Origin of the sequence: Parabacteroides chinchillae, assembly GCF_900108035.1 — a bacterium.
GTDB lineage: Bacteria > Bacteroidota > Bacteroidia > Bacteroidales > Tannerellaceae > Parabacteroides > Parabacteroides chinchillae.
This window is the reverse complement of record NZ_FNVS01000010.1, coordinates 29,655-52,875: the sequence shown is the minus strand read 5'-3', so window position 1 is coordinate 52,875 and position 23,221 is coordinate 29,655. Positions and strand designations below refer to the sequence as shown.

General features: G+C 38.6%; 18 protein-coding genes. 6 read left to right on the top strand and 12 right to left on the bottom strand.

What is annotated here, in order from left to right:
* Window positions 1-11: 11 nt before the first annotated feature.
* Both prmA and C4S38_RS09315 read right to left on the bottom strand, forming a co-directional pair.
* Window positions 12-875 carry a 50S ribosomal protein L11 methyltransferase gene (prmA, locus tag C4S38_RS09320; protein ID WP_103983512.1) on the bottom strand — a complete coding sequence of 288 codons (864 nt, stop codon included), beginning with the start codon at window positions 873-875 and terminating at the stop codon, window positions 12-14.
* A 240-nt stretch (window positions 876-1,115) separates the two neighbouring features.
* Window positions 1,116-1,529, bottom strand: coding sequence for an ISAs1 family transposase (locus C4S38_RS09315; RefSeq protein ID WP_103983511.1), 414 nt, complete (start codon window positions 1,527-1,529; stop codon window positions 1,116-1,118).
* Between the two features lie 274 nt (window positions 1,530-1,803).
* On the opposite strand from C4S38_RS09315, the gene rplU reads away from it, so the two are divergent.
* From rplU to serS, 4 genes are all read left to right on the top strand, one after another.
* The gene (gene rplU, locus C4S38_RS09310; protein WP_099463193.1) at window positions 1,804-2,121 is read left to right on the top strand and encodes a 50S ribosomal protein L21; all 318 of its coding nucleotides are present in this window, start codon (window positions 1,804-1,806) and stop codon (window positions 2,119-2,121) included.
* Window positions 2,122-2,143: 22 nt separating this feature from the next.
* Window positions 2,144-2,407, top strand: a complete 264-nt coding sequence (gene rpmA, locus C4S38_RS09305; protein WP_099463192.1) for a 50S ribosomal protein L27 — start codon at window positions 2,144-2,146, stop codon at window positions 2,405-2,407.
* A 119-nt stretch (window positions 2,408-2,526) separates the two neighbouring features.
* Entirely contained in the window at window positions 2,527-3,054 is a 528-nt protein-coding gene (locus tag C4S38_RS09300) for an NlpC/P60 family protein (protein ID WP_103983510.1), read from the top strand.
* A 77-nt stretch (window positions 3,055-3,131) separates the two neighbouring features.
* A complete protein-coding gene (gene serS / locus C4S38_RS09295; RefSeq protein WP_099463190.1) occupies window positions 3,132-4,403 on the top strand; it encodes a serine--tRNA ligase in 1,272 nt (423 codons plus the stop codon).
* A 245-nt stretch (window positions 4,404-4,648) separates the two neighbouring features.
* On the opposite strand, the gene C4S38_RS09290 is transcribed toward serS, so the two are convergent.
* The 7 genes from C4S38_RS09290 to C4S38_RS09260 form a co-directional block, all read right to left on the bottom strand.
* Window positions 4,649-7,087, bottom strand: a complete 2,439-nt coding sequence (locus C4S38_RS09290) for a CoA-disulfide reductase (RefSeq protein WP_103983509.1) — start codon at window positions 7,085-7,087, stop codon at window positions 4,649-4,651.
* Window positions 7,088-7,152: 65 nt separating this feature from the next.
* Window positions 7,153-7,518: a winged helix DNA-binding protein gene (locus tag C4S38_RS09285; protein WP_103983508.1), complete on the bottom strand. Its 366-nt coding sequence runs from the start codon at window positions 7,516-7,518 to the stop codon at window positions 7,153-7,155.
* A 171-nt stretch (window positions 7,519-7,689) separates the two neighbouring features.
* Window positions 7,690-8,667 (bottom strand): dihydroorotate dehydrogenase-like protein, encoded by a 978-nt coding sequence (locus tag C4S38_RS09280; protein WP_103983507.1) that lies wholly within the window; start codon window positions 8,665-8,667, stop codon window positions 7,690-7,692.
* Between the two features lie 84 nt (window positions 8,668-8,751).
* Window positions 8,752-9,420, bottom strand: a complete 669-nt coding sequence (locus C4S38_RS09275) for a YggS family pyridoxal phosphate-dependent enzyme (protein WP_103983506.1) — start codon at window positions 9,418-9,420, stop codon at window positions 8,752-8,754.
* Window positions 9,417-9,926, bottom strand: a complete 510-nt coding sequence (locus C4S38_RS09270) for a DUF4494 domain-containing protein (protein WP_103983505.1) — start codon at window positions 9,924-9,926, stop codon at window positions 9,417-9,419. The genes C4S38_RS09275 and C4S38_RS09270 overlap by 4 nt, the downstream gene beginning before the upstream one ends.
* A 305-nt stretch (window positions 9,927-10,231) precedes the next feature.
* Entirely contained in the window at window positions 10,232-10,693 is a 462-nt protein-coding gene (gene ndk, locus C4S38_RS09265) for a nucleoside-diphosphate kinase (RefSeq protein WP_103983504.1), read from the bottom strand.
* Window positions 10,694-10,943: 250 nt separating this feature from the next.
* Window positions 10,944-11,552: a master DNA invertase Mpi family serine-type recombinase gene (locus C4S38_RS09260; RefSeq protein ID WP_103983503.1), complete on the bottom strand. Its 609-nt coding sequence runs from the start codon at window positions 11,550-11,552 to the stop codon at window positions 10,944-10,946.
* Between the two features lie 247 nt (window positions 11,553-11,799).
* On the opposite strand from C4S38_RS09260, the gene C4S38_RS09255 reads away from it, so the two are divergent.
* Complete coding sequence (locus tag C4S38_RS09255; protein WP_103983502.1) at window positions 11,800-14,637, top strand: bifunctional fucokinase/fucose-1-phosphate guanylyltransferase; 2,838 nt, start codon at window positions 11,800-11,802, stop codon at window positions 14,635-14,637.
* A 113-nt stretch (window positions 14,638-14,750) separates the two neighbouring features.
* A complete protein-coding gene (locus C4S38_RS09250; RefSeq protein WP_103983501.1) occupies window positions 14,751-17,303 on the top strand; it encodes a DUF5686 and carboxypeptidase-like regulatory domain-containing protein in 2,553 nt (850 codons plus the stop codon).
* A gap of 128 nt (window positions 17,304-17,431) precedes the next feature.
* Here the strand turns inward: C4S38_RS09250 and C4S38_RS09245 are convergent, their stop codons facing one another.
* From C4S38_RS09245 to C4S38_RS09235, 3 genes are read right to left on the bottom strand one after another with little or no spacing between them, the layout of a single operon-like run.
* A complete protein-coding gene (locus C4S38_RS09245) occupies window positions 17,432-18,244 on the bottom strand; it encodes a glycerophosphodiester phosphodiesterase (protein WP_103983500.1) in 813 nt (270 codons plus the stop codon).
* 3 nt (window positions 18,245-18,247) lie between these two features.
* The gene (locus tag C4S38_RS09240) at window positions 18,248-19,720 is read right to left on the bottom strand and encodes a RagB/SusD family nutrient uptake outer membrane protein (protein WP_103983499.1); all 1,473 of its coding nucleotides are present in this window, start codon (window positions 19,718-19,720) and stop codon (window positions 18,248-18,250) included.
* Between the two features lie 18 nt (window positions 19,721-19,738).
* Window positions 19,739-23,134: a TonB-dependent receptor gene (locus C4S38_RS09235; RefSeq protein WP_103983498.1), complete on the bottom strand. Its 3,396-nt coding sequence runs from the start codon at window positions 23,132-23,134 to the stop codon at window positions 19,739-19,741.
* Window positions 23,135-23,221 lie beyond the last annotated feature (87 nt).

Here is a 23,221-nt window from a genome sequence, read left to right as displayed (position 1 = left end):
AACTTTTGAGGTTAATTAATGTTATCGTTTTTTATTGTTTTTACGGCTGCCCAATTGTTTTTTTCTGCATGGGATAGTAGTGTAAGCCCGTTCTTAATACACTCTGCCTCAATTACTGGTATATCTTCTGTATAAAATCCGCTCATAAATAAAAGAGCTCCCGGCTTCATACATTGCGTATAACGTTGTATATCATTGAGCAGGATATTTCGGTTTATATTGGCAAATACAATATCAAAGAGACCGAAATTCGGGATTTGTTCTGCACCTCCTAATGCAATTTCTATTTTTCGTGCATTATTCAGTCTGATGTTTTCGAGCGCGTTGTTGTAAGCCCATTCGTCAATATCTATACCTATTACTCGTTTGGCTCTTTTCATACAGGCTAGAATGGCAAGGACGGCTGTTCCGCAACCCATATCCAGTATTTCTTTATCTTCGAGATCTAATTTTAGCATCTCATTTATCATCAGGTAAGTCGTTTCATGGTTGCCCGTGCCGAAAGCCATTTTCGGATCAATAATAATGTTATAGGCATAACCTGGTTCGGGCTTGTGGAATGAGGCACGTATTATACATTCGTTTCCGATACGGATAGGTTTAAAATAGTTTTTTTCCCATTCTTCGTTCCAATCTTTGCTTTCAATCAACTTTGCCGTATAATGGATGTCAACGTTTTCCAGCGGAAAGTTTTTCAGTTTATCCGTTAATATTATCTCATTATATGAAGTATCTGGGATGTAGCCAAGCAATCCATATTCGTTTTCTGTAAAACTTTCAAAACCTATTTCGCCTAATTCGGCGGCAAGCACGTCGTTCAGTATGGATGCTTCTATGGGTGAAGTATATGTGAAATCGAGTTCGTAGTAATTCATCTTTTTCGTTTTTTGTATAAGACGTTTTATTTACAAACATACGAAATATCTTTGATTTTCGGCGCATGGAAAAATAGAAATAATAGTATATGTTTTGTAATTAATATCCCTGGCAAAATGAATGTTGACAATTGTCGGCCAAGCGGCCGACAATTGTCAACCGTATGGCTGATAATTATCAACCGAGCGGTTGATAATTATCAACTTATTTCAGGACAGGACAGATCTAGGGCAAACGCATTAGGATTTTTGATATAGTACCATTGCCTTTTTCATTATCTCTTTCTTTATATTGGGCTTTAATGCTGCTGCTAACATTTTCTTTTTCAAGGATGCTCCTTTTTTGTATGTAAAGGCTTTCAGTACCGGCATTGCCATTTTTCTTAATATAGCCAGGTTTAACACTTGGTTCTTTTTCATTTTGGTCTCATCTTCATTAAAAGAAACATCTAGTTGCCAATGCAAATTGTTCTCTATTTTCCAGTGATTTCGTATGATATTCAATTGCATGGGTGCATCTTTCTCCAAGGAAGATATGAAACATCTTGTTTCTGTGGTCGTTTCTCCTGTAGACAGTATCGTTCTTTGGGAAGTAATTGTACCAAAGCTTTTGATTCCTTCCCATTCTTTTCCACACTCAGGTATCCATCCCAAATGAGGTTGCGAATTGTAAAGTATGGATTTCCGTTACACCAGGCATATATTATAATGTATATGACGTGACGGAGCTTTTGTCAAAAGATTAGAATGCAACAGGCGTTATTTTTTGATGCGTGTGCCGGGTATGGTAACAAAAATATTCATGAAACATTTGCATAATAAATTCGGATGCAGTACTTTTGCAGTCTGAAAATCTGCAGAGGGTAAACAAGAGGAGTCGGAGACGATGCCCACCCCCGGGACCTAACCTGTTTAAATTAAAAGACAGATGTACGTAATCGTAGAAATTAACGGACAACAGTTCAAGGCTGAACAAGGAAAGAAATTATTTGTTCACCACATTCAGAATGCAGAAAGCGGTGCTGTTGTTGAGTTTGACAAAGTATTGTTGGTTGACAACGATGGTGATGTAAAAGTAGGTGTTCCTACAGTTGAAGGTGCAAAGGTAGTATGTGAAGTACTGTCTCCGCTGGTAAAAGGTGACAAGGTTCTTATTTTCCATAAGAAAAGAAGAAAAGGTTACCGCAAGTTGAACGGTCACCGTCAGCAGTTCACCGAAGTGAGTATTAAAGAGATTGTTGCTTAACGTTTAAAGGAGAAAAAAAGAAATGGCACATAAGAAAGGTGTGGGTAGTTCTAAGAACGGCCGTGAATCACATAGCAAAAGATTAGGTGTAAAGCTTTTTGGTGGAGAAATTGCTAAAGCTGGTAACATTTTAGTTCGCCAGAGAGGTACAGTTCATCACCCGGGTGAAAACGTAGGTATCGGTAAAGATCATACATTGTATGCTTTGGTAGACGGTGTTGTTACTTTCCGTAGAACAAAAGAAGACAGATCTTTCGTTTCAATCCAACCGGTTGCAGAAGCGTAAGCTTTTCTTGATAGAAAAGTATAAAAAGAGGACATCTTCATTGAAGAATGTCCTCTTTTTGTTTTCTTAATATATAACAGAAATAAGAAAACCATTACCTTTGTAAAAAAGACGTATCTGTGAATAAACAACAATTTCTATATATTCTTTTGGCTTTGCTTCTATTATCTTCGTGCGGAAGCAGGAGAGCAACAGTTATTTTACCTTCTGATTTTAAAGGTCCGAAAGAGTTGTCCCGTCTTTACGGTATTCGGATTACACCGGATGATAATATCTACTTATATAACGAAGGAGCTAAATGGCTGGGTGTTCCGCATCGAATGGGAGGCTTGACAAAGCGGGGCGTAGACTGTTCCGCTTTTGTAGCGATTGTCTTTCGGGAGGTATATGGAAAGCAGCTTTCTCGTTCGTCGGCCGATATGCTAAAGTATGATTGCCGCAAGGTAAGCCGGGCAAAGCTGCAGGAAGGTGATCTTGTCTTTTTTCGAACAGGAGGAAGAGGGAAGAAAAATGTGCCTAACCATGTAGGTATATACCTGAAGAATGGACGGTTTATCCATACCAGTACTTCAAGCGGTGTGATGGTGAGCAGTCTGAGCGAACCATATTATCTGCGAACCTGGTTGAGTGGCGGACGCGTGAAATAGTTTTTTTAGATAGCTTGCTCTATTTTGTTTAATTCTACGTACATTTGCATTTCATTTAAAAAACATAGACTGAAAGTATGTTGACGCTTAAAGTAATTACGGAAAATCCGGATGAAGTAATCCGCAGATTGGCCAAAAAGCATTTTGATGCGAAAGAGATTATCGGTAAGATTATCGAGTTAGATAAGACAAGACGTAATAGCCAGACCGCTCTGGATGCTAATCTGGCAGAACTGAACCGTATATCGAAGTCGATCGGTCAGTTAATGAAGGAAGGAAAGAAAGAAGAGGCTGAAGCTGCACGTGCAAAAGTTGCCGAGATGAAAGAAGGCAATAAAGATTTGCAGGAAGCTATGGACAATGCCCAGGAAGAGATAACAAATCTGCTATATACGGTTCCTAATATGCCTCACGAAAGTGTGCCTGAAGGAAATGGCGCAGATGATAATGTCGTAGAGAAAATGGGAGGTATGGAAACAGAGCTTCCTAAGGATGCACTTCCCCATTGGGAATTGGCAAAGAAATATGATTTGATTGATTTTGATCTGGGGGTTAAGATAACCGGTGCCGGCTTTCCTGTTTATAAAGGCCAGGGAGCCAGATTGCAACGTGCTTTAATTAACTTTTTCCTGGATGAAGCCCGTAATTCCGGTTATATGGAAATTATGCCTCCTACGGTAGTGAATGCTGCTTCCGGCTACGGAACAGGGCAGTTGCCTGATAAAGAAGGGCAGATGTATCATTGTGGGTTGGATGATTTGTATTTGATCCCAACGGCGGAGGTTCCGGTGACAAACATCTATCGCGATGTTATTTTAGATGAAAATTCATTGCCGATAAAGAATTGCGCTTATACTCAATGCTTCCGTCGTGAAGCAGGTTCTTATGGTAAGGATGTTCGCGGATTGAACCGTTTGCATGAATTTTCAAAGATAGAAATTGTACGGATCGATACACCGGAACATTCCTATGAATCTTTGAAAGAAATGTTGGCTCACGTAGAAGGTTTGGTTCAAAAGTTGGAATTGCCTTATCGTATTCTTCGTCTTTGCGGAGGGGATATGAGTTTTACTTCTGCTCTGTGTTTTGACTTTGAAGTCTATTCGGAAGCTCAAAAACGTTGGTTGGAGGTTAGTTCGGTTTCAAACTTTGAAAGCTATCAGGCAAATCGCCTGAAATGTCGTTATCGTGACGCAAATAAGAAAACCCAACTTTGCCACACATTGAATGGTAGCGCATTAGCTTTGCCCCGTATCGTGGCTGCTTTATTGGAGAATAATCAGACTCCGGAAGGTATCCGTATTCCAAAGGCTTTGATTCCTTATACAGGTTTTGATATGATTAAGTAATAAGAATGACATATCGTAAGGATTTTGATCCTGTTGTTTTATGAAAAGATCCCGATGCTTTTAGTAGTGTCGGGATCTTTTTGGGTTATGTTACCGGGTGAACATTTAATATTTACGGTTTGTTCGTATTCACATAATACTAATTAGTAAAGAATGGTATCAAGCCGGCAATGTGAGTTTAATAAAAAAGTCTTGAATTATATCAAGACTTTTTATTAGGAATTTAATTTGTTGACATAATATGGTTATATGAACAAATTCACATTAGCTTCTTCGGCACGTTCAAGGTAGGAGGCAACTCCACCTAAAGTAACAGTGTCTAGAAGTTCTTCTTTTTTGACACCCATAACATCCATACTCATTGTACAGGCAATCATTTCCACTCCGTTTTCTGTAGCTTGGGTGATTAAGCTTTCCAAACTGTCGATATGTTTGCGTTTCATAATAAGACGCATCATCCAACTGCCGGCTCCTGCCATATTCATCTTTGAAAGTTTTAGTTTTCCACTGTGTGAAGGCATCATCCAACCGAACATTTTTCCGAATATATCTTTTGATACGGCCGGTTTCTTTCGTTTCTTTATGACATTCAGTCCCCAAAATGTGAAAAACATAGTTACTTTTTTACCCGTAGAAGCTGCTCCGTTTGCAATAACAAACGAGGCTAGAGCCTTGTCCAGATCATCACTGAAAACAATTAATGTTTTATTGTCTCCGTTAGTAATCATTTTGCAAGCATTTTTAGCTTCTCCTTTTTCTATGGTTGCATGAATGATGCCGGCTTTATTTTCTACTTCAACTAAACGGGCTCCAGTCATATTACACCAAGAAGAAACGTCTTTGGCAAATCCCTGATCGGTAGCTGTAATACGTAAACGTTCGCCTGTTTGGAGGTCGCTATAATGCTTTTTGAGTTGAAGGACAGGTCCCGGACATTGTAGTCCGCATGCATCTATTTTGATTAATTTGCCTGAGGTTCTTTCTGGCTCATCATCAATTATGGGTTTGTTGGGAACAGAATTATTGTGTTGGGCTATTTTCGCCGTTGCTGTGTGCCATGTTTTGTATCCACCCGATAGGTTGCGGATGTTAGTATAACCATTTTGTTCTAATATACGATAAGCCAAATAGCCACGGAGACCTATAGCGCAACTTACTATTATGGGTTTATCCTTTGGTAGCTCGGAAAGACGTTCACGCAATTCATCTACCGGAATATTTATCGCTCCTGGTAAAGAACCAAGATTGTATTCATCACGGGTACGGACATCTACCAAAAGCGTATCTTTGTCTAAATTGGCGATGTCTCTCCATTGTACTACTTTGACTTTTCCTGTCAGGATATTTTCGGCGACATATCCGGCCATGTTTACCGGATCTTTTGCAGAAGAATATGGAGGAGCATAGGCTTGTTCCAAAGAAATTAAATCGTAGATCGTTCCTTTTCGTTGTATTACCTGTGCCATCATTTCAATGCGTTTATCAACGCCGCCAAAGCCTACAACTTGAGCTCCAAATAATTGACCGCTTTCCGGTGAAAACAGTACTTTAATAGATAGAGGTACGGCTCCCGGATAATAACCTGCATGGGAAGCAGAGTGTGTATAAGAAGAACAATAAATAATCTGTTCACGTTTCAATAATTTTGCATTGGCTCCGGCAGTCGCGACTGTCAGATCAAATACCTTGGCAATGGAATTTCCAATAGTTCCCTGATAAGTTTCTTTATTACCGAAAACGATATTGTCTGCCACGATACGGCCTTGTTTATTTGCCGGACCTGCCAATGGTATTAATGCCGGTTTGCCGGTTACCAGATGTTTTACTTCTATGGCATCGCCTAAAGCATAAATATCCGGATCGGAAGTCTGCATATATTTATTGACTTCAATACCTCCCAGTTTACCAAGAGTTAAGTTGGCTTCTTTTGCCAGTTTCGTTTCGGGACGTACTCCAATGCTTAGTAGAACCATGTCCGAAATTACTTGCTTCCCACTTTTGAGGTGCACAATTATGTTGTTCCCTTTTTCTTCAAAGCGATCAACACCATCTTCCAAGAGCAGGTTTACTTTTTTTTCTTTCAAATGCTGGTGAACAATAGCTGCCATGGAATAATCCAATGGTGCCATCACCTGGTTAGCCATTTCAATAATTGTAACATGAATGCCTAATTCGTGGAGATTTTCTGCCATTTCCAGGCCAATGAAACCTCCGCCAACTACAACGGCTTGCTGGGGCTTTTCTTTATTTACATAGTTTTTTATAGTATCTGTATCGGGAACGTTTCGTAATGTAAATATTTTTTTACTTTGGATTCCTTCGATACCTGGGCGCAATGGTTCTGCTCCTGGTGAGAGAACCAGTTTATTGTATGTTTCGGTATATATTTCTCCGGTGGATAAATTTTTTACTTCAACTTGTTTTTTGTCGGGATAGATAGCTGTTACTTCTTGTTCTGTACGAATATCGATACGAAACCTGTCGGTAAAACCTTTTACCGTTTGTACGAAAAGTTTGTTTCTGTCATTAATAGTGTCTCCTATATAATAAGGAAGTCCACAGTTGGCATACGAAACATACTTACCGCGTTCAAACAAGATAATATCAGCTTTCTCGTCCATTCTACGCAAACGGGCTGCTACGGTTGCTCCACCGGCTACGCCTCCAATAATCAAATACTTCATAATTTATTTATTTTGTTTATACTATACATAGTTGTTAGTAGAAAATAATTTGATAAAAAAAGGGATTATTCCTTTTGTATGCAATTTTGTAATTGATTGAAAAGAAAATCAAAGTTTAATTCCTTTTCCATCATTTGTTGTATTTTCTCTTTTCCTTTTGATGTAAGAGAGAAAAACATTTGTCGTTTATCGTTTTTGTTGATATTCCTGCGAATAAATCCTTTGTTTTCCACTGCTGTAATTACTTTGGAAACTCTGGAGTTGGAAAGTCCGATAAATTCACAAATCGTTCCGGCAGACTTTGATTCTCCCTCTTTCAAACAACAAAGTAGCATTGCTTCATTGATTGTTATATCGTTGTTTTCTGTGAATGTCTTTTCAAATGCATACAGCGTTTTATATATGTCTTTTATAATGCAAATAGGCTCCATTTTCTTATAAATTGAATTATAGCTGCAAATATATAAATAATTTCTTATAAAAATATTGTCTGGTGGAAAATATTTTATTTGCCTTATTTACAAACAAAAGGAACCCGTCTGAAAAGTAATATTTGCATTTTACTTTTCAGACGGGTTCCTTTTGTTGTTGTGAGATATTTGCTAGTCTCTGTTAGAAAAATATTTCATAAATTGTGAACGTTCATATACTGCAGGATTGGAGATGTTTGCATAATTCAGCTTTCCGCAAAATTGAGAAATCGAATGGTAATGTGTCTGATGCATCCATTCTTCTATGCAGGTAAGTACTTGCGAAATAATTTCCGATCCATGTGTGTAAACTGCACTGCACATTTGTACTGCAGATGCTCCAGCCAAAAGACATTTGATAACGTCTTCCCAATCATGAATTCCTGTTGATGACGCAATGCTGATCCCCGGAATTTTTCCGGATATAATAGCTGTCCATCGAATTGTATCACTCAGATCCGAGTGGCTGCTAAATACGTTACCCGAAACTAACTGCATGTTATTAATATCAATATCCGGTTGATAGAACCGGTTGAATAAGACAACTCCATCGGCTCCGTTTACCTTTAACGTATTAACTAAATCCGGAATATTACTGAAATTTTTTCCTATTTTTAAGATGACCGGAATCGATACTGTCTCTTTAACTTTACGGATAATATTTACGTAAAGATCCCGTATTTCATTAAAGTCTTGCCCTATTTCAGTTTCAAGGAAAAATACATTTAATTCCAGGGCATCGGCGCCGGCCAGTTCTATTTGTTTGGCAAAATCAATCCAAGCATCGGCTTTATAGCAATTGATACTTGCTATAATAGGTATTGTACAAAGTTCCTTTGATTTTTTGATAAGTTCAATATAATCGTTTACCTGGTTGGCTTTTACATAACCTCGAATGTAGTCAGCAGCTTCTGGGTAATCGGAATCTTGCATAAGTATTTCGCTTTGCATTTCAATTTGTTCTTCGAAAAGAGACTTCAATACAATAGCACCAGCACCGGCTTTTTCAAATTCCTTGTTGCGTTCTGCTTTATTGGTTAACCCAGAACTGCCAACAATAAGCGGATTACGAAGTGTAAGTCCCGCATATTGGGTTTTAATGTCAATCATGTCGATTTAATTTCGTTTAACTTTACAAATATAGATATTTATTTTGTCAAGCCTTTATCTCCGTTATTTAAAATGGTTAAAAGACTAATACTCACGTTCGCCGAAGATGCTGGTTCCCACACGAATAATTGTACAACCTTCTTGAATGGCAGTTGGGTAATCATGGCTCATACCCATAGATAACTCTGTAAAATATTCGTTATTTTTGAAGTATGCCTCTTTGATTTCCAAAAACAAATTGTGTAACAAGTGGAACTCTTTACGGACTTGTTCTGTATCGTCCGTGTTTGTTGCCATTCCCATGATTCCGCATATACAAATGTTTTTCAATTCAAAAGGGGCTTTGCTTTCCAGTAGTTCTTTGCATTCTTCCGGTGTATAACCATGTTTTGTTTCTTCTTCTGCAACATGTATTTCCAATAATACGCGGACGATCCGGTTTTGTTTTGCAGCCTGTTTATTTACTTCCTGTAATAGCTTTAAAGAATCTATACTGTGGATCATATAAATAAACGGAGCAATGTCTTTTACTTTATTACTTTGTAATGGTCCGATAAAATGCCATTCAATATCTCCTGGCAGTACTTTCTGTTTGGCAGTCAATTCCTGTGCTCTACTTTCTCCAAACACGCGTTGTCCGGCATTATACGCTTCCTGTATAGCTTCTGCCGGATGAAACTTTGATACTGCAACAAGCTTTATGCCTTCCGGTAATGAAGCTTTCAGTCGTACTAAATTCTGGGTGATACTCATATTTGTTGCTTTTCTTCTGCCTGCTTCTTTTGTTCGGCTATCAGTTCTTCTCCCGTTTTTGGAGCAGAAGGGATGCTGTTTGCATCAAACGGGAATACGTCCATTAATTGGGTTTCAGTAACAGAGGCAATTGTATAATCGGCCATAGTTCCTTTCATTCCGTCTTCCAATACGGCAATAGCTTCTTTTAGTGTACAAGCTTGTGCAAGCATTTGTGCGGCAGTTTTCTTTTCTGCTCCGCTTTTTTCATCCAATGTGATAAAATAGACTTTTATTTTGTAAAAACGATCTCCATTTTCATTGAAGAATAGTTCGGAAAGGCGAGCCCGTTTAATGTCTGTTACAGTAAATTCGCCAGTTATGAAAGGGCGTATTTCTTCAATAATGCGAGCTTCTGCTTCTGTGAAAGACAGGGCGTCTACCAAGTAAGGTTCGGTAACCTTTTTCTGCATTCCGTTTTCAAGTATCTTTTCGTAAGATACTTTGCATTCAAACCAATTATGCATATCTAATACATTTTAATTTTGTCTGTACTCTTGTTGATAATAAAAGTACAAATATAGACGCAATTGGGGAAAAATACAATAAAGTCAACTTTTATTCCATTCGAATGAAATGGAAAAAGAGATCGTTTCCGGAACTTTTTTGAATCTGCTTTTGTTATTAAGTTGTAGTGTGTTTTTCATGGTATTAGATTTTTAGATTAGTAATTAGGTTGTTCATCCGGTTCGAGAGGATAGGATGTAAGTTTCTAAATAAAATAGCCGGAATTGAAAAGGTTTTTTACCTTGCAATTCCGGCTATTTTATGATTAAAATTCATCATTGGCATACAGACTCAACAGATTGTTTAACTTATAATCGTAGATTTCTGTATCATTGAAAAATCTTTTTAATTCCATAGCTGCTGTTTCCGGCGAATCGGATGCATGTACAATATTTTCTTGTACACTCATGCTATAATCTCCCCGGATAGTTCCGGGAGCTGCATTCCTTCCGTTTGTAGCACCGGCTAAAGTGCGTACAACCTGTATAGCGCCAACACCTTCCCAACAACATACAATTACAGGACATACGCTCATTGCATCTTTAATTCTCTGAAAGAAAGGTTTTTCTTTCAGATGTGCATAATGTTCGCTTAAAATTTCGTCAGTCAACCAGGTCATTTTCATACCTGCCAGACGAAGCCCCTTTTTCTCAAAACGAGAAACAATTTCACCGATCAAACCGCGCTGAACAGTGCATGGTTTTAAAATTACGAGTGTTTTTTCCATTTAGAATTGTATTAAGAGATTAAACTAAAGTATACAAATCGAAATATGTGTAAATAATCCTATCTTTGTCTATAGTAAAAAACAGAGGAAAAAGTATCTTTTTAAATATTTCAAACATATTTTCTTTATATAATTCTGCAAGTTAATACGAATAAACAAATAAATGCAGAAAAGGATGGAGGAACTTGCTTAATTTAACACAAGTTAAAAAATTGCTAAGTTGTTAAAAGTTCTAATTTCCATTCTGGTTTTATTTCTGAGGCGATTCCAGATGATTTTTCATAAAATCACGTAGAGTCTGTCTGTTGACACCCAGTTTTTTACTGATATATAACTTCGTTTTTTTCTCCTTTAAAAATTTCAGGATTATTTCTTCTTTACCTGCTAGTTTACATTGATCCAGACTGAGACCTTTCGGGCGCCCCAATTTAGTACCTTCTGTCTTCTTTCTGGCCAAAGCTTCGCGGGTTCGTTGAGATATGAGGTTGCGTTCAATTTCAGCACTTAAACTAAATGCAAATGCTAAAATTTTACTGTTAATATTATTACCGAGTTCGTATCCCTCTTTTACTGTAAAAACAATAATATCCCTTTCCATACATTGATGCAAAAAACTCATAACTTGCATCAGATTACGCCCAAGGCGGGAAAGTTCAGTTGTAATAAGAATATCGCCTTTGCGTATTTGCTTCAGCAATTTGCCCAATTGACGTTCGGATATACCTTTCGTCCCACTGATTGTTTCATCTACCCAGCTATCAATACGCATATTTCTAGCTTTGATGAATTTTTCAATTTCAAATCTTTGATTGTCAGTGCTTTGTTTGTCTGTACTGACTCTTACATAACCGTATACCATACTATTATATATTAAGTAAATACAAAGTAAGATACGTTTTATGTATTAATCCAAAGAGTCGATTAGTAAAAACAAACTTTTTTTATCGGACTCTAAATTTTTGCAGGGTATTTAATGCCTTTCTTAAAATGATAATTTAAATGAATACGTATGGAGAATGAAAAAATTAAATAAAACTTGTACCTTTACAGGTCTAATTTATAGACCATTTACTTAGTGTAGTGAGTTCTTTTAGTATAAAAACGTCATGAAAAAATTATTATCCTTGCCTCCTAATTTGGTGGATTGCTTTCATAAAATAGAAAAAGTTGATGCGAATGAATGGTTTTGCACTTCCGATCCTGTCGGTGCACGTTTAGGTTCAGGGGGAGGAACAACTTGGTTATTAGAGTCGTGCCATAAAAGCGAAGCAAAGGAGATGCCTTTTTCCGAATGGTTATCTGCAGATAAAAGAATATTACTTCATGCCGGAGGACAAAGCCGGCGTTTACCCGGTTATGCTCCATCGGGAAAAGTGTTAACTCCGATTCCTGTTTTTCGTTGGGCACGGGGGCAAAAATTATCTCAAAATTTGCTGTCGTTGCAATTGCCTTTATATGAGAAAATTATGCAAAAGGCTCCGGAGTCTTTGCATACATTAATAGCAAGCGGTGATGTTTATATCCGGAATAGTCAGCCTTTACAGGAAATACCTGATGCAGACGTAGTTTGTTACGGATTATGGGTTGAACCTGCATTAGCGACAAACCATGGTGTTTTTGTGTCCAGCCGGAAATCCCCGGATGAATTGGACTTTATGTTGCAAAAACCTTCTTTGGAAGAATTAGGAAGGTTGGCTGCAACGCATCTGTTTTTGATGGATATTGGTATTTGGCTGTTAAGCGACCGTGCTGTTGAATTGCTGATGGAACGTTCTTATGAGCAGAGTGACGGCATGATGAAAACCTATGATCTTTATTCTGAATTTGGTTTAGCTCTTGGTGAAAATCCTAAAATAAAAGATTCCGGACTGAATAAATTGAGAGTTGCCATATTGCCTTTACCCGGAGGTGAGTTTTATCATTATGGAACCAGCCGTGAATTGATTTCTTCTACTTTGGCTGTGCAGAACTTGGTACGTGACCAACGGGCTATTATGCAACGTAAAGTGAAACCGCATCCAGCTATGTTTGTTCAGAATGCAGAAATTCATCAGAAATTGACGGTTGGTAATTCTGAATTATGGGTGGAAAATAGTTGTATAGGTCAATATTGGACGTTGAATAGTAAACACATAATTACGGGTGTGCCTGTAAACAATTGGGCATTAAATCTGCCGGAGAGTGCATGTGTGGATGTGGTTCCTGTAAATGATAAAGATTTTGTTGCCCGTCCTTATGGCTTTAATGATGCGTTCAAAGGCGGTTTACTAGATAGTACTACTTCGTTTATGGGGCAATCTGTCATTGAATGGGCTTTGAAACGTGCAATACAATTGCCTGTTTGTAATGATATTCAGAATGCCCGTATATTTCCTATATGTAAATCGGTCGATGATTTAGGTATTCTTTTGAGATGGATGATATCTGAACCTGAATTGGCAGAGGGAAAAGAACTTTGGAAGTCTGCACTAAAAATGTCGGCCAATGAGTTATCCGATAAAGCAAATTTGCTTCGTTTGGTAGAGCAACGCGAATTTTTCAGAAAAAAAGATTGGCCAATGCTTGCGGCTAATCATGAGAAAAGTGTTTTTTATCAATTAGATCTGGCAGATGCCGCAGCGGAGTTCGTAAATAACAATATAGATCTTCCGGAACAACTTCCGGAAGATGCTTCATTGATGAAAAGAATACACAATCGGATGTTTAGAGCGCGTGTATTACAATTGCAGGGAAAATACTTTGCAAGCGAACAACAATATGCTTTTTCTTTATTACGTGATGGTTTGATTGGATCTATTGCGGATGATAAACAATATCCTCATCTTAATGTATATCGCGATCAGATTGTTTGGGGTAGAAGCCCTGTGCGGATAGACTTGGCCGGAGGTTGGACAGATACGCCTCCTTTTTGTATGTACTCGGGTGGTAACGTGGTAAATGTGGCGATCGAATTAAATGGCCAACCTCCTTTACAGGTTTATATAAAACCATCGAATGAATATAAAATTATTTTACGGTCGATAGACCTGGGGGCAATGGAATGTATAACTTCCTGGGATGAACTCAGAAACTATAATAAGGTAGGTTCTCCATTTTCCATACCTAAAGCAGCTTTGGCTTTGGCTGGATTCGTACCTGAATTTGCCTTGGAAAATTATTCTTCGCTAGAAGAACAATTGAAAAACTTTGGTTGTGGCTTGGAAGTTACATTATTGGCGGCTATTCCTGCCGGTTCGGGTTTAGGAACCAGTTCTATTCTTGCAGCTACGGTATTGGGGGCAATATCCGACTTTTGTGGCTTGGCCTGGGATAAAAATGAAATAGGCAACCGTACACTTATTCTGGAACAGTTATTGACTACCGGCGGCGGATGGCAAGATCAGTATGGAGGCATACTTCATGGCCTAAAAATACTCCAGACCGGCGAAGGATTTAGTCAGGCTCCTCTGGTTAGGTGGTTGCCGGAATATTTGTTTACCGATCCTGAATATCAAGCCTGCCATTTGTTGTATTATACAGGTATAACTCGTACGGCGAAGGATATATTAGCCGAAATTGTAAGGGGAATGTTCCTGAATAGCAATTCACATCTGACTTTGCTTTCGGAGATGAAGGAACATGCTCTTGATATGTATGAGGCAATACAGTGTGGCGATTTTGAAACTTATGGAACATTAGTGGGTAAAACCTGGGAACAAAATAAAGCATTAGATTCAGGAACTAATCCTCAGGCTGTGGAGCAGATTATTAACCGGATTAAAGACTTTACGTGGGGGTATAAGTTGCCGGGTGCAGGGGGAGGAGGCTATTTATATATGGTAGCAAAGAGCCCGGAAGCTGCTTTTCAGATTCGTAAAATATTAACAGCTTCCCCTCAGAATCCGAATGCCCGGTTTGTGGAAATGAATTTATCGGATAAAGGATTGCAAATAAGCCGTTCTTAAGGTTTTAGACTTGTTTGTAGCTAATTGGAATATTATCTACGTAATTTGGAACATTTTGGATTCCGAAAGGTGTTATACTTTTGCGGAGTTTTTAATGTGGTATATTGGTTGTGATGGTGAAAAGGTTTATTTGTTGGATATTTTTTATGCTGATTGCCTGGACGGCTAATGGGCAAAACACTGTAATAAGAGGAGTTGTTACCGATTCTATTACGGGGGAGGCTTTACCGTATGTTTCGGTATTGCTTGAAGGTACTACTATTGGGACAACGACGAATCTGGATGGACAGTTTTCATTTTCTACGTCATCCAAACCCCGGAATCTTCAGGTTTCATATTTGGGTTATGCGGAAAAGACATTAAAAGTAATTCCGGGAAAAACAAATACGTTTAAAGTACAATTAGTCCCTGTTTCTATTGCGCTTTCCGAGGTTGTAATAAAGCCTAAGAAAGAAAAGTATAGCAAGAAAGAAAACCCTGCTGTTACTTTCGTCAAAAATGCGATAGAAAGGCGCGAAAGCAATGATCCCCGTAATCATGATTATTTCCAGTATGACCAATACGAAAAGATGGTATTTGCCATGAACGACTTCCAGCCCAAACCCAAAAGGCAGGATGGCAAAGTCCGTAAATTTGATTTCCTGGTAGATTATATCGATACATTAGACATTGGAACGACAATTTTGCCGGTTTCGGAAAAAGAAAAAGTGTCAACGGTTTATTTCAGGAAAGATCCGAAAAGTGAGAAGCGGTTGATTAAAGGTTCAAAATCTGCGGGTGTTGATGAAATATTTTCACGTGACGGTATTCAACAGTTTTTGGATGAGGTTTTTCGTGAAGTAAATATTTTTCAGAATGATATCCCTTTATTTTTGAATCGTTTTGTAAGCCCGTTGTCTACAATGGGGCCTAATTTTTATAAGTATTATCTGCTCGATACGTTGGAAATAGACAATCGTAAATGTGTTGATCTGGGTTTTGTCCCTTTTACTTCGGAAACGTTCGGTTTTACGGGACATTTGTATATTACTCTTGATTCCACCTATTTTGTCAAGAGGGTGAAGCTGAATGTACCGAAAGATATAAATCTGAACTTTGTCGGTGGTATGACTATCGAACAAACTTTTGAAAGGGCGGAGGATGGTACCCGCATTATCACGAAAGATGATATAAATGTAGATTTCAAATTGTCCCAAAAGTCAAAAGGTATGTATGCCCGCAGGCTCAATATATATTCTAATCAGTCTTTTGCCCCTCCGGAAGATCAATCTGTTTTTCAACAAAGTGCTCCTGTTATTACAGTGAAAGAAGCATTCAGCCAACCAGAGGATTTTTGGGATAATAACAGGCCGTTGGAGGCTGGTCGTCGCAAACAAAATACGGTGGAAGCTTTAATGGCTAAATTACGTTCCGTCCCTATTTTCTATATAACGGAGAAGGTTGTTTCCATATTGGTATCGGGGTATATTGCAACAAATAAAGATCCCCTGAAGAGCAAGTTCGAGTTCGGACCTATGAATACTACTATCAGTGGTAATGCAATTGAAGGAGCACGTTTTCGTGTGGGAGGAACAACTACTACAGCTTTTAGCAAAAGGCTTTTCCTTGATGGTTACGTGGCTTACGGAACAAAGGATGAAAAAATCAAATATGATGCCATTGCAGAATATTCTTTTATTGATAAGAAAGAATATCGAAAGGAATTTCCGGTACATTCCATACGAGCTGAGTATAGTTATGATATCAATCAGTTGGGGCAGCAGTATATGTACACGAATCAGGATAATATCTTTTTGGCATGGAAGCGTCAGAAAGATACCCGCGCTACGTATTTGCGTAAGGCGGAACTGACTTATTATCGTGAACATTACAACGGTTTGGCATATGGTGCAGTGTTAAGAAACAGGAAAGAATATGCTACGGAGTATGCCGTGTTTGATCGTATTGGGGCAAATCAGGAGATTTCGCCGGTGAAGTCGTATTCTATGACAGAATTAGAGTTTAAGTTCAGATTTGCACCGAACGAAAAGTTTTATCAAACCCGGAATTATCGTTATCCTATAACGTTGGATGCTCCGGTGTTTACTGTAAATCATATAACAGCACTTAAAGGTGCTTTGGGATCTTCATATACTTATAACCGTACGGATGTGGGAATTCAAAAACGTTTCTGGTTCTCTGCATTCGGATATACGGACATTATTTGTAAGGCCGGTAAAGTCTGGAATAAGGTTCCTTACCCTTTGTTGATAATTCCGAATGCCAACCTTTCGTATACGGTACAACCCGAATCGTACACTTGTATGAATGCGATGGAGTTTTTGAATGATGAATATGCATCATGGGATGTGACTTACTTCATGAACGGGGCTCTGTTAAACCGTTTGCCTTTGATAAAAAAATTGAAGTGGCGTGAAGTATTTTCGTTTCGCGGATTATATGGTAACCTGACTGAAAAGAATAATCCGGCAAATGGAGGTGAAGGGCTTTATTTATTCCCGGCTGGTTCTTATGCGATGGGTAAGGCTCCTTATATGGAAGTAGGAGTAGGGGTGGAGAATATTTTTAAATTTTTGCGCCTGGATTATGTCTGGCGTCTGAATTATAAAGATCATCCCGGCATTCAAACACGTGGCGTCCGGTTCAGTATGCATTTAACATTCTGATGTCAATTGTGTATATCCCGATTTGCAAAAAAACGAACTCATAGTTATGACTTTTCAAAATCATAACTATGAGTTATAAAAATCATTACGATGAAATCTTTCGATACATGTAAATTCAAACACGGTGTTTAGTCGTCTTCCCTGAAGAACAGGTCATAGTCTGTATCAATCTGGTAGTCGACTACTCCCCATTTTTGTAACCATTCAATGTCTTTTTTTGCATCCAGCAGATTGTCGTTATTCATTGCTACCCTGTATGGACGATTAACGCAAGCCATTATTTTAATGTTGTTCTTTTTGCACCATTGTATGATTCGCGAATTCAGTTCGTCAATGCCTGCAAACAGAAAGTAATAATCTTTTGTTTTTTCGCCGTTGGCTTTAAAGAATTCGTCTTTTTCCCTGATCAGCATTGTTATGTAACTTTTCCCTTTGAAATAGTTGCCATGGCCAATAAAGTAAGAAGACTTCAGGTAACCGGTCTGACTGAGTATCCGTTCTAATTCCTGATAAAATTCGAGACTGGGATTGTCTATTTTTATATCGATCATCAGTTCTTCTATTTTGCCTTTACAATGATTGCAATAATCTTCCATTGAAACAATTGTATTGGTTTTCCTTTTTAGTGGACGAAGTGCTTGTATTTCAGCCCAGGTAAGTTCCGAACCGGTTGCTTTCGAGTCGTAATCTTGTTCGAATGTCCGGTTGTGATAAAGGAATAGTTTACCGTCTTTGCTTTGTCTTACATCAATTTCTACTCCGGTATAGCCTCGTTTTATGGCTTCATCAAGAGCGCTAATACTGTTTTCAGGATAGAGACCGTTTTCTGTAACACCGCCGCGATGGGCAATCAACCGGTATTTCCGGTCAATGTTGGAACCGTTTACTTCTGAAATAAAAACAGAGAGTAAACCGATGATTAGAATTAAGTAAGTCTTCATAATTTATAGATTTGTGTAATTACTGTTTTGAATCAAAATACCGGAGCTTTTATCTATTTCTTCCTGTGGTAACGGAAAAAAGTAATTCTTAGGTCTTTTGAAATTCTTACGGCCTATATCTGTGGTGTTGGATGACGACGGATCGGCATAAAGTTTCTCTAAATCTATCCAATTGATACGATCCCAGCGAACCAGGTCAAAATGTCTTCGGTTTTCTCCCGCCAGTTCCAGACGCCGTTCTTTTATTAATTCGTCTTTTCCTGCGTTCTTGATAGCAGGCAAGCCGACACGTGCTCTCACGGTATTTATTTCTGTGTCGCCGGCCCCTGTGCCCGATTTTCTAATTTTGGCTTCTGCCACTAATAGGTAAATATCGGATGTACGCATTAAAGGGATCAGCAAGTCGAAATTGAGCTTACCGTCGTTTGTAAAGGTAGTATATTTATTGAAATGGTACCCTGTTTCGGATTTGCTTGCATCATAATCCTGCAATTTACTGCCTATTTGAATCTTGTCTCCGGCAGCCCACATGGTCATGATTCTTCGCGGGTCGTTGCCGAAAGCTTCATATAAGTTGGGAAGTGGGTGGAAAAAATTCCAGCCTCCCAAATCACGGGGAGAAAAATAATAAATAGTGGATGTGTTACGCCAGGTAGATGAAGAGGCTACGTATAATAACATCTCTGTAGTAGGTGTGGATTTTTGCCTGAAATTGGCCTGATAATCTGTTGCTAATTTATAGTTGGCATTATTTATTACCTTTTCTCCGGCAGAGATTGCCTCATTTAGCAGGTTCTCTTTGCCGCTATAGCTAGACCAATGCATGTATAACTGGGTCAGGTAAGCATAAGCTGTCCCTTTGCTGATCCTTCCGGGAGAAGCCGTTTCATCTAACAATTCGGCTGCTTTTTTCAGGTCTTTTTCTATTTGCGAAAGCACTTCGTCGATATTTGCTTTTGGCTTGTTGTAATTAGCCGTTTTGACGTCATCCTCCAGTATTAAAGGTATTTCTCCATACGGAAGATAAAGCCACCAATAAGCGAAAGCCCTGAAGAAATATGTTTCGCCCAGACTGCGGTTTTTTATGGATTCCGAAATATTATTCATAGACGGAACATGAATTAATATATTGTTGGCTCTCGAGATCAATTCATATTTCCATTTCCAACCTGCTTTTAGCTGGGCATTTCCCGTATCGAATGTAAATGTTTCTATAGCTTCGTCTTCGGCATGGTCGCCTGCCCGGAACATATCGTCAGAACAGATATCCCATGTATAGTCTCCATGCGCAACAAAGTCTTCTACTATTAAAATACCATATAATCCGGTAACTGCATCCACTACAGCTTGTTCGTTTTTGAAGTAATTTCCCTCTGTATAGATACCTTTGGGGTCGGAAGACAGGAAATTCTCACAGGATGTTAGCATATACCCTGTAAGAAGGCATGCTATTATATATAAATTTATTCGTTTCATATCTGTAATTGTTTTAAATTAGAAATTAACTTTCAATCCCAGGATGAATTTTCGGCTGGCAGGGTATTGAGCATAGTCAACACCTCTTTGCTTGTTGCCATCCGTGTAGCCGATTTCGGGAGAATAACCTGTGTATGGAGTGATTGTGAACAGGTTTTCTGCCGTTACGTATAAACGAAGGGCGTTGATTCTGAGATGTTGGGTCAACCGTTTAGGAATATTGTATCCTAATGTGGCTGTTTTTAGTTTCAGATAATCTCCTTTTTCAATGAACAAATCTGAAGTACGATGATTCAGGTTAGTCCGTTGTGTTGACATCTTAGGAATGGAATTGCTGGTTCCTTCTCCGTGCCATCTGCCCAATGCTTCTGCATACATATTGTAAGAATAACTCGGATCCAGACCTTGCATCCGGTCTGCATTATACAGTTCGGCTCCGAAGCTGCCTATGAAGTTTAATGATAAATCAAATCCTTTATATCCGAACTTGGCCTGGAATCCTAGGATTGTATTCGGATTCGGATCTCCCAGATATGTACGGTCTTTTTCATCAATGACACCATCGTTGTTGATATCAACAAACCGGACATCACCCGGAGTGATATTACCTTTCTGAGGATCGTTCTGTATGTTTGGGTCGTTTTGTATCTCTTGCATGTTTTGATAAAGACCATCTGTTTTCCAACCATAAAAAGATGCGATGGGTTTACCTTCATAGCTGCGTGATATTTCCTGAGCCTGGCGTCCGTAAGAAACGGAACCGATATAGTTGTTGTTGCCGTATAACTTTAAAATCTTGTTTTTTACAAAAGAAAGATTCATACTTAAGTCGTACATAAAACCATTAGAAAGCTCTTGTCTAAAACCTGCTTCAATTTCCCAGCCCCTGTTTCTCATTTCTCCGATGTTACTGTCAGGTATGGTGGCGCGTCCCAGTGTCCCGATAGCTACGGTCGGGACCAGCATATCTACTGTTTTCTTATCAAACCATGTCACGGAAGCCGTTAATTTCTGATCGAAAAAGGTTCCGTCTATTCCTATATTTGTCATACCTGTCTTTTCCCAGGTTATTAAAGGATTGGATAAGCTGTTGATTTTGGCACCGCCTACTTGTTCTGCACCGAAGGTGTATTTGTTGCCGTAGTCAATGTTTTTTTTCATGATGGTAAGATACTGCAAGTCTGCTACGTCTTGATTTCCCAGTAGTCCCCAACCCCCGATTAATTTCAGGTTATCAATAAAGTTGACATCTTTCAGGAAAGATTCTTCAGAAAGTCTCCAACCCAATGAAAATGCAGGGAAGTAACCCCATTGCTGTCCCGGCGCAAATTTGGATGATCCGTCGGCGCGGAATGTCAATGTCAATAAATATCTGTTGTTGAATGAATAAAAACCGCGTCCGAAGAAAGAGGCCAGGGAGGACTCCGGATAATAATTTCCGTTTATGGCTCCCATTACGGAACCGTTATCCATAACCAGTTGATCATCGCTTTCGTCTGCAAAACTTTTCTTTGTTGCGTTAAAAAAATCACCTTTGTTTTTTTGGGCAGAGAAACCGGCCATAATATTCATATTATGTTTTTCTTGTATCTTCTTTTGGTAAGAAAGATATACTTCGCCCAGAAATGAATACCTGTTTTGATATCCTTGCTGCAATTCGGCATCATTTCTTTTACGCATCTGTTCGGTGACTTGTGGAAAAAAATCTTTGTAATTATATATGGTACCATCGAAAGCTGCATTTCCTTTTAAAACAAGATCATCTATGATTTTGAAATCCAGAGTTAAGGCTGCCAGTAAACCGTGGTTGGTTTTTTCATGCCTTTCTGTAGATATCTCATATACGGGATTGTTTATATCTCCTAATTCATTATTCTCTACAGCAGATCCCCAGTGTTCGTCGTCAATACGGCATGGAATTGCCGGGTTGAACCGGAGAGCTTGCCATACTACTCCATTATAGACAGAAGCCGTACTGGGATTATACCATTTACGGTAGGTATATTGCACACTTTGTCCTACTTTAAACCGGTCTGTAATCTGGTGGTCTGAGTTCAAGCGGAAAGATATACGTTCAAAATCTGAGTTCGTGATAATACCTTTTTCTTTGTAGTATCCGATACTGGACATGAAGTTTGATTTTTGATTGCCTCCGGTTAAACGTACATCCGCATTATAAACACTTCCCTGGTCAAATAACTCATCTTGCCAATTTGTGCGTTGAACTCCGTAGTAAGGATTTTCCCAAAATGTATTTACTGGAATGTTATCGTTGGCATAGCGTTCTTTTTTTAACATCACCAAATCAGGAGCAGTCAACAGGTCTAATGTTTTGCTAACATTGGCTATACCTGCAAAAGCATTGATTTCTACGTTTGTTTTTGTTTCTTTGTTTCCCCTCTTTGTTGTGATGATAACTACACCGTTTGCTGCACGCGTTCCGTAGATTGCAGAGGAAGAGGCATCTTTCAAGACTTCTATTGTTTCGATGTCATTCGGATTTATATCCGATATTTTACCCGAAGGAACTCCGTCTACTACTACAAGAGGATTAGAGGCATTCATACTTCCTGTTCCGCGTACGCGTATGGTCGGTTCCGCACCGGGAGAGCCACCGTCAGATACAATATCTATACCTGATGCCAATCCTTGCAATGCATTTGTCAATTGTGCTACGGGTAAATTTTTAAGGTCATCTCCTTTGATGGCTGCAATAGAGCCTGTAACATCACGTTTTTGTTGAACTCCATAACCGACAACAACAACTTCCTCTAATTTTTTCAAATCATCTTGCATAATGATTTGGATAGTTTTCTGGTTGTTGACTTTGATTTCCTGGTTTATATATCCAATATATGAAGCTATAATAGTACAACCTTGAGGAACTTCAAGTTCGAAATTTCCGTCGATGTCACTGATAGCTCCTATACTCGTTCCTTTCACCAGAATATTGACTCCGATAAGCGGATCTCCTGCAATATCTTTTATATTTCCTTTGATAATGATATTTTTCTGCTGAGGTGAAGTTGTGGGAGTGCTTTTTAAAGAAAACTGAGTCTCTTTTTCTTTACGGAGAACAATTTGTCTGTTATTAATAATATAGGTAATACCTGTGTTTTTGAGTGCTTCTTCCACTATTTTTTCTACAGGTTTGTTTTCCAGATCAACATGAACTTTTTGGTTCATGTTGATTTTGTCGCTGTGGTAGAGAACTACATATCCGCTTTCTTGTTCAATATAAGAAAAAACATCTTTCAGAGACATGTTTTGCAGGTTCTCTGTTAACTCAAATTTCTCCTGTGATACAGAGTATCCGTGTAGCGGCAATATAGAAAACGATGCCACCGTCGTACATAAACAGATACATTTTAGATAATTAGTCTTTTTTAGACTAACCTGTTTTCTTTTTTTCATACCTTTGTTTTCTAATTCTTTTATGTGTAACTTTTTAGGGAATTCATAGGATCGGATAATACGACCAATATTATCCGGTCTTTTTTT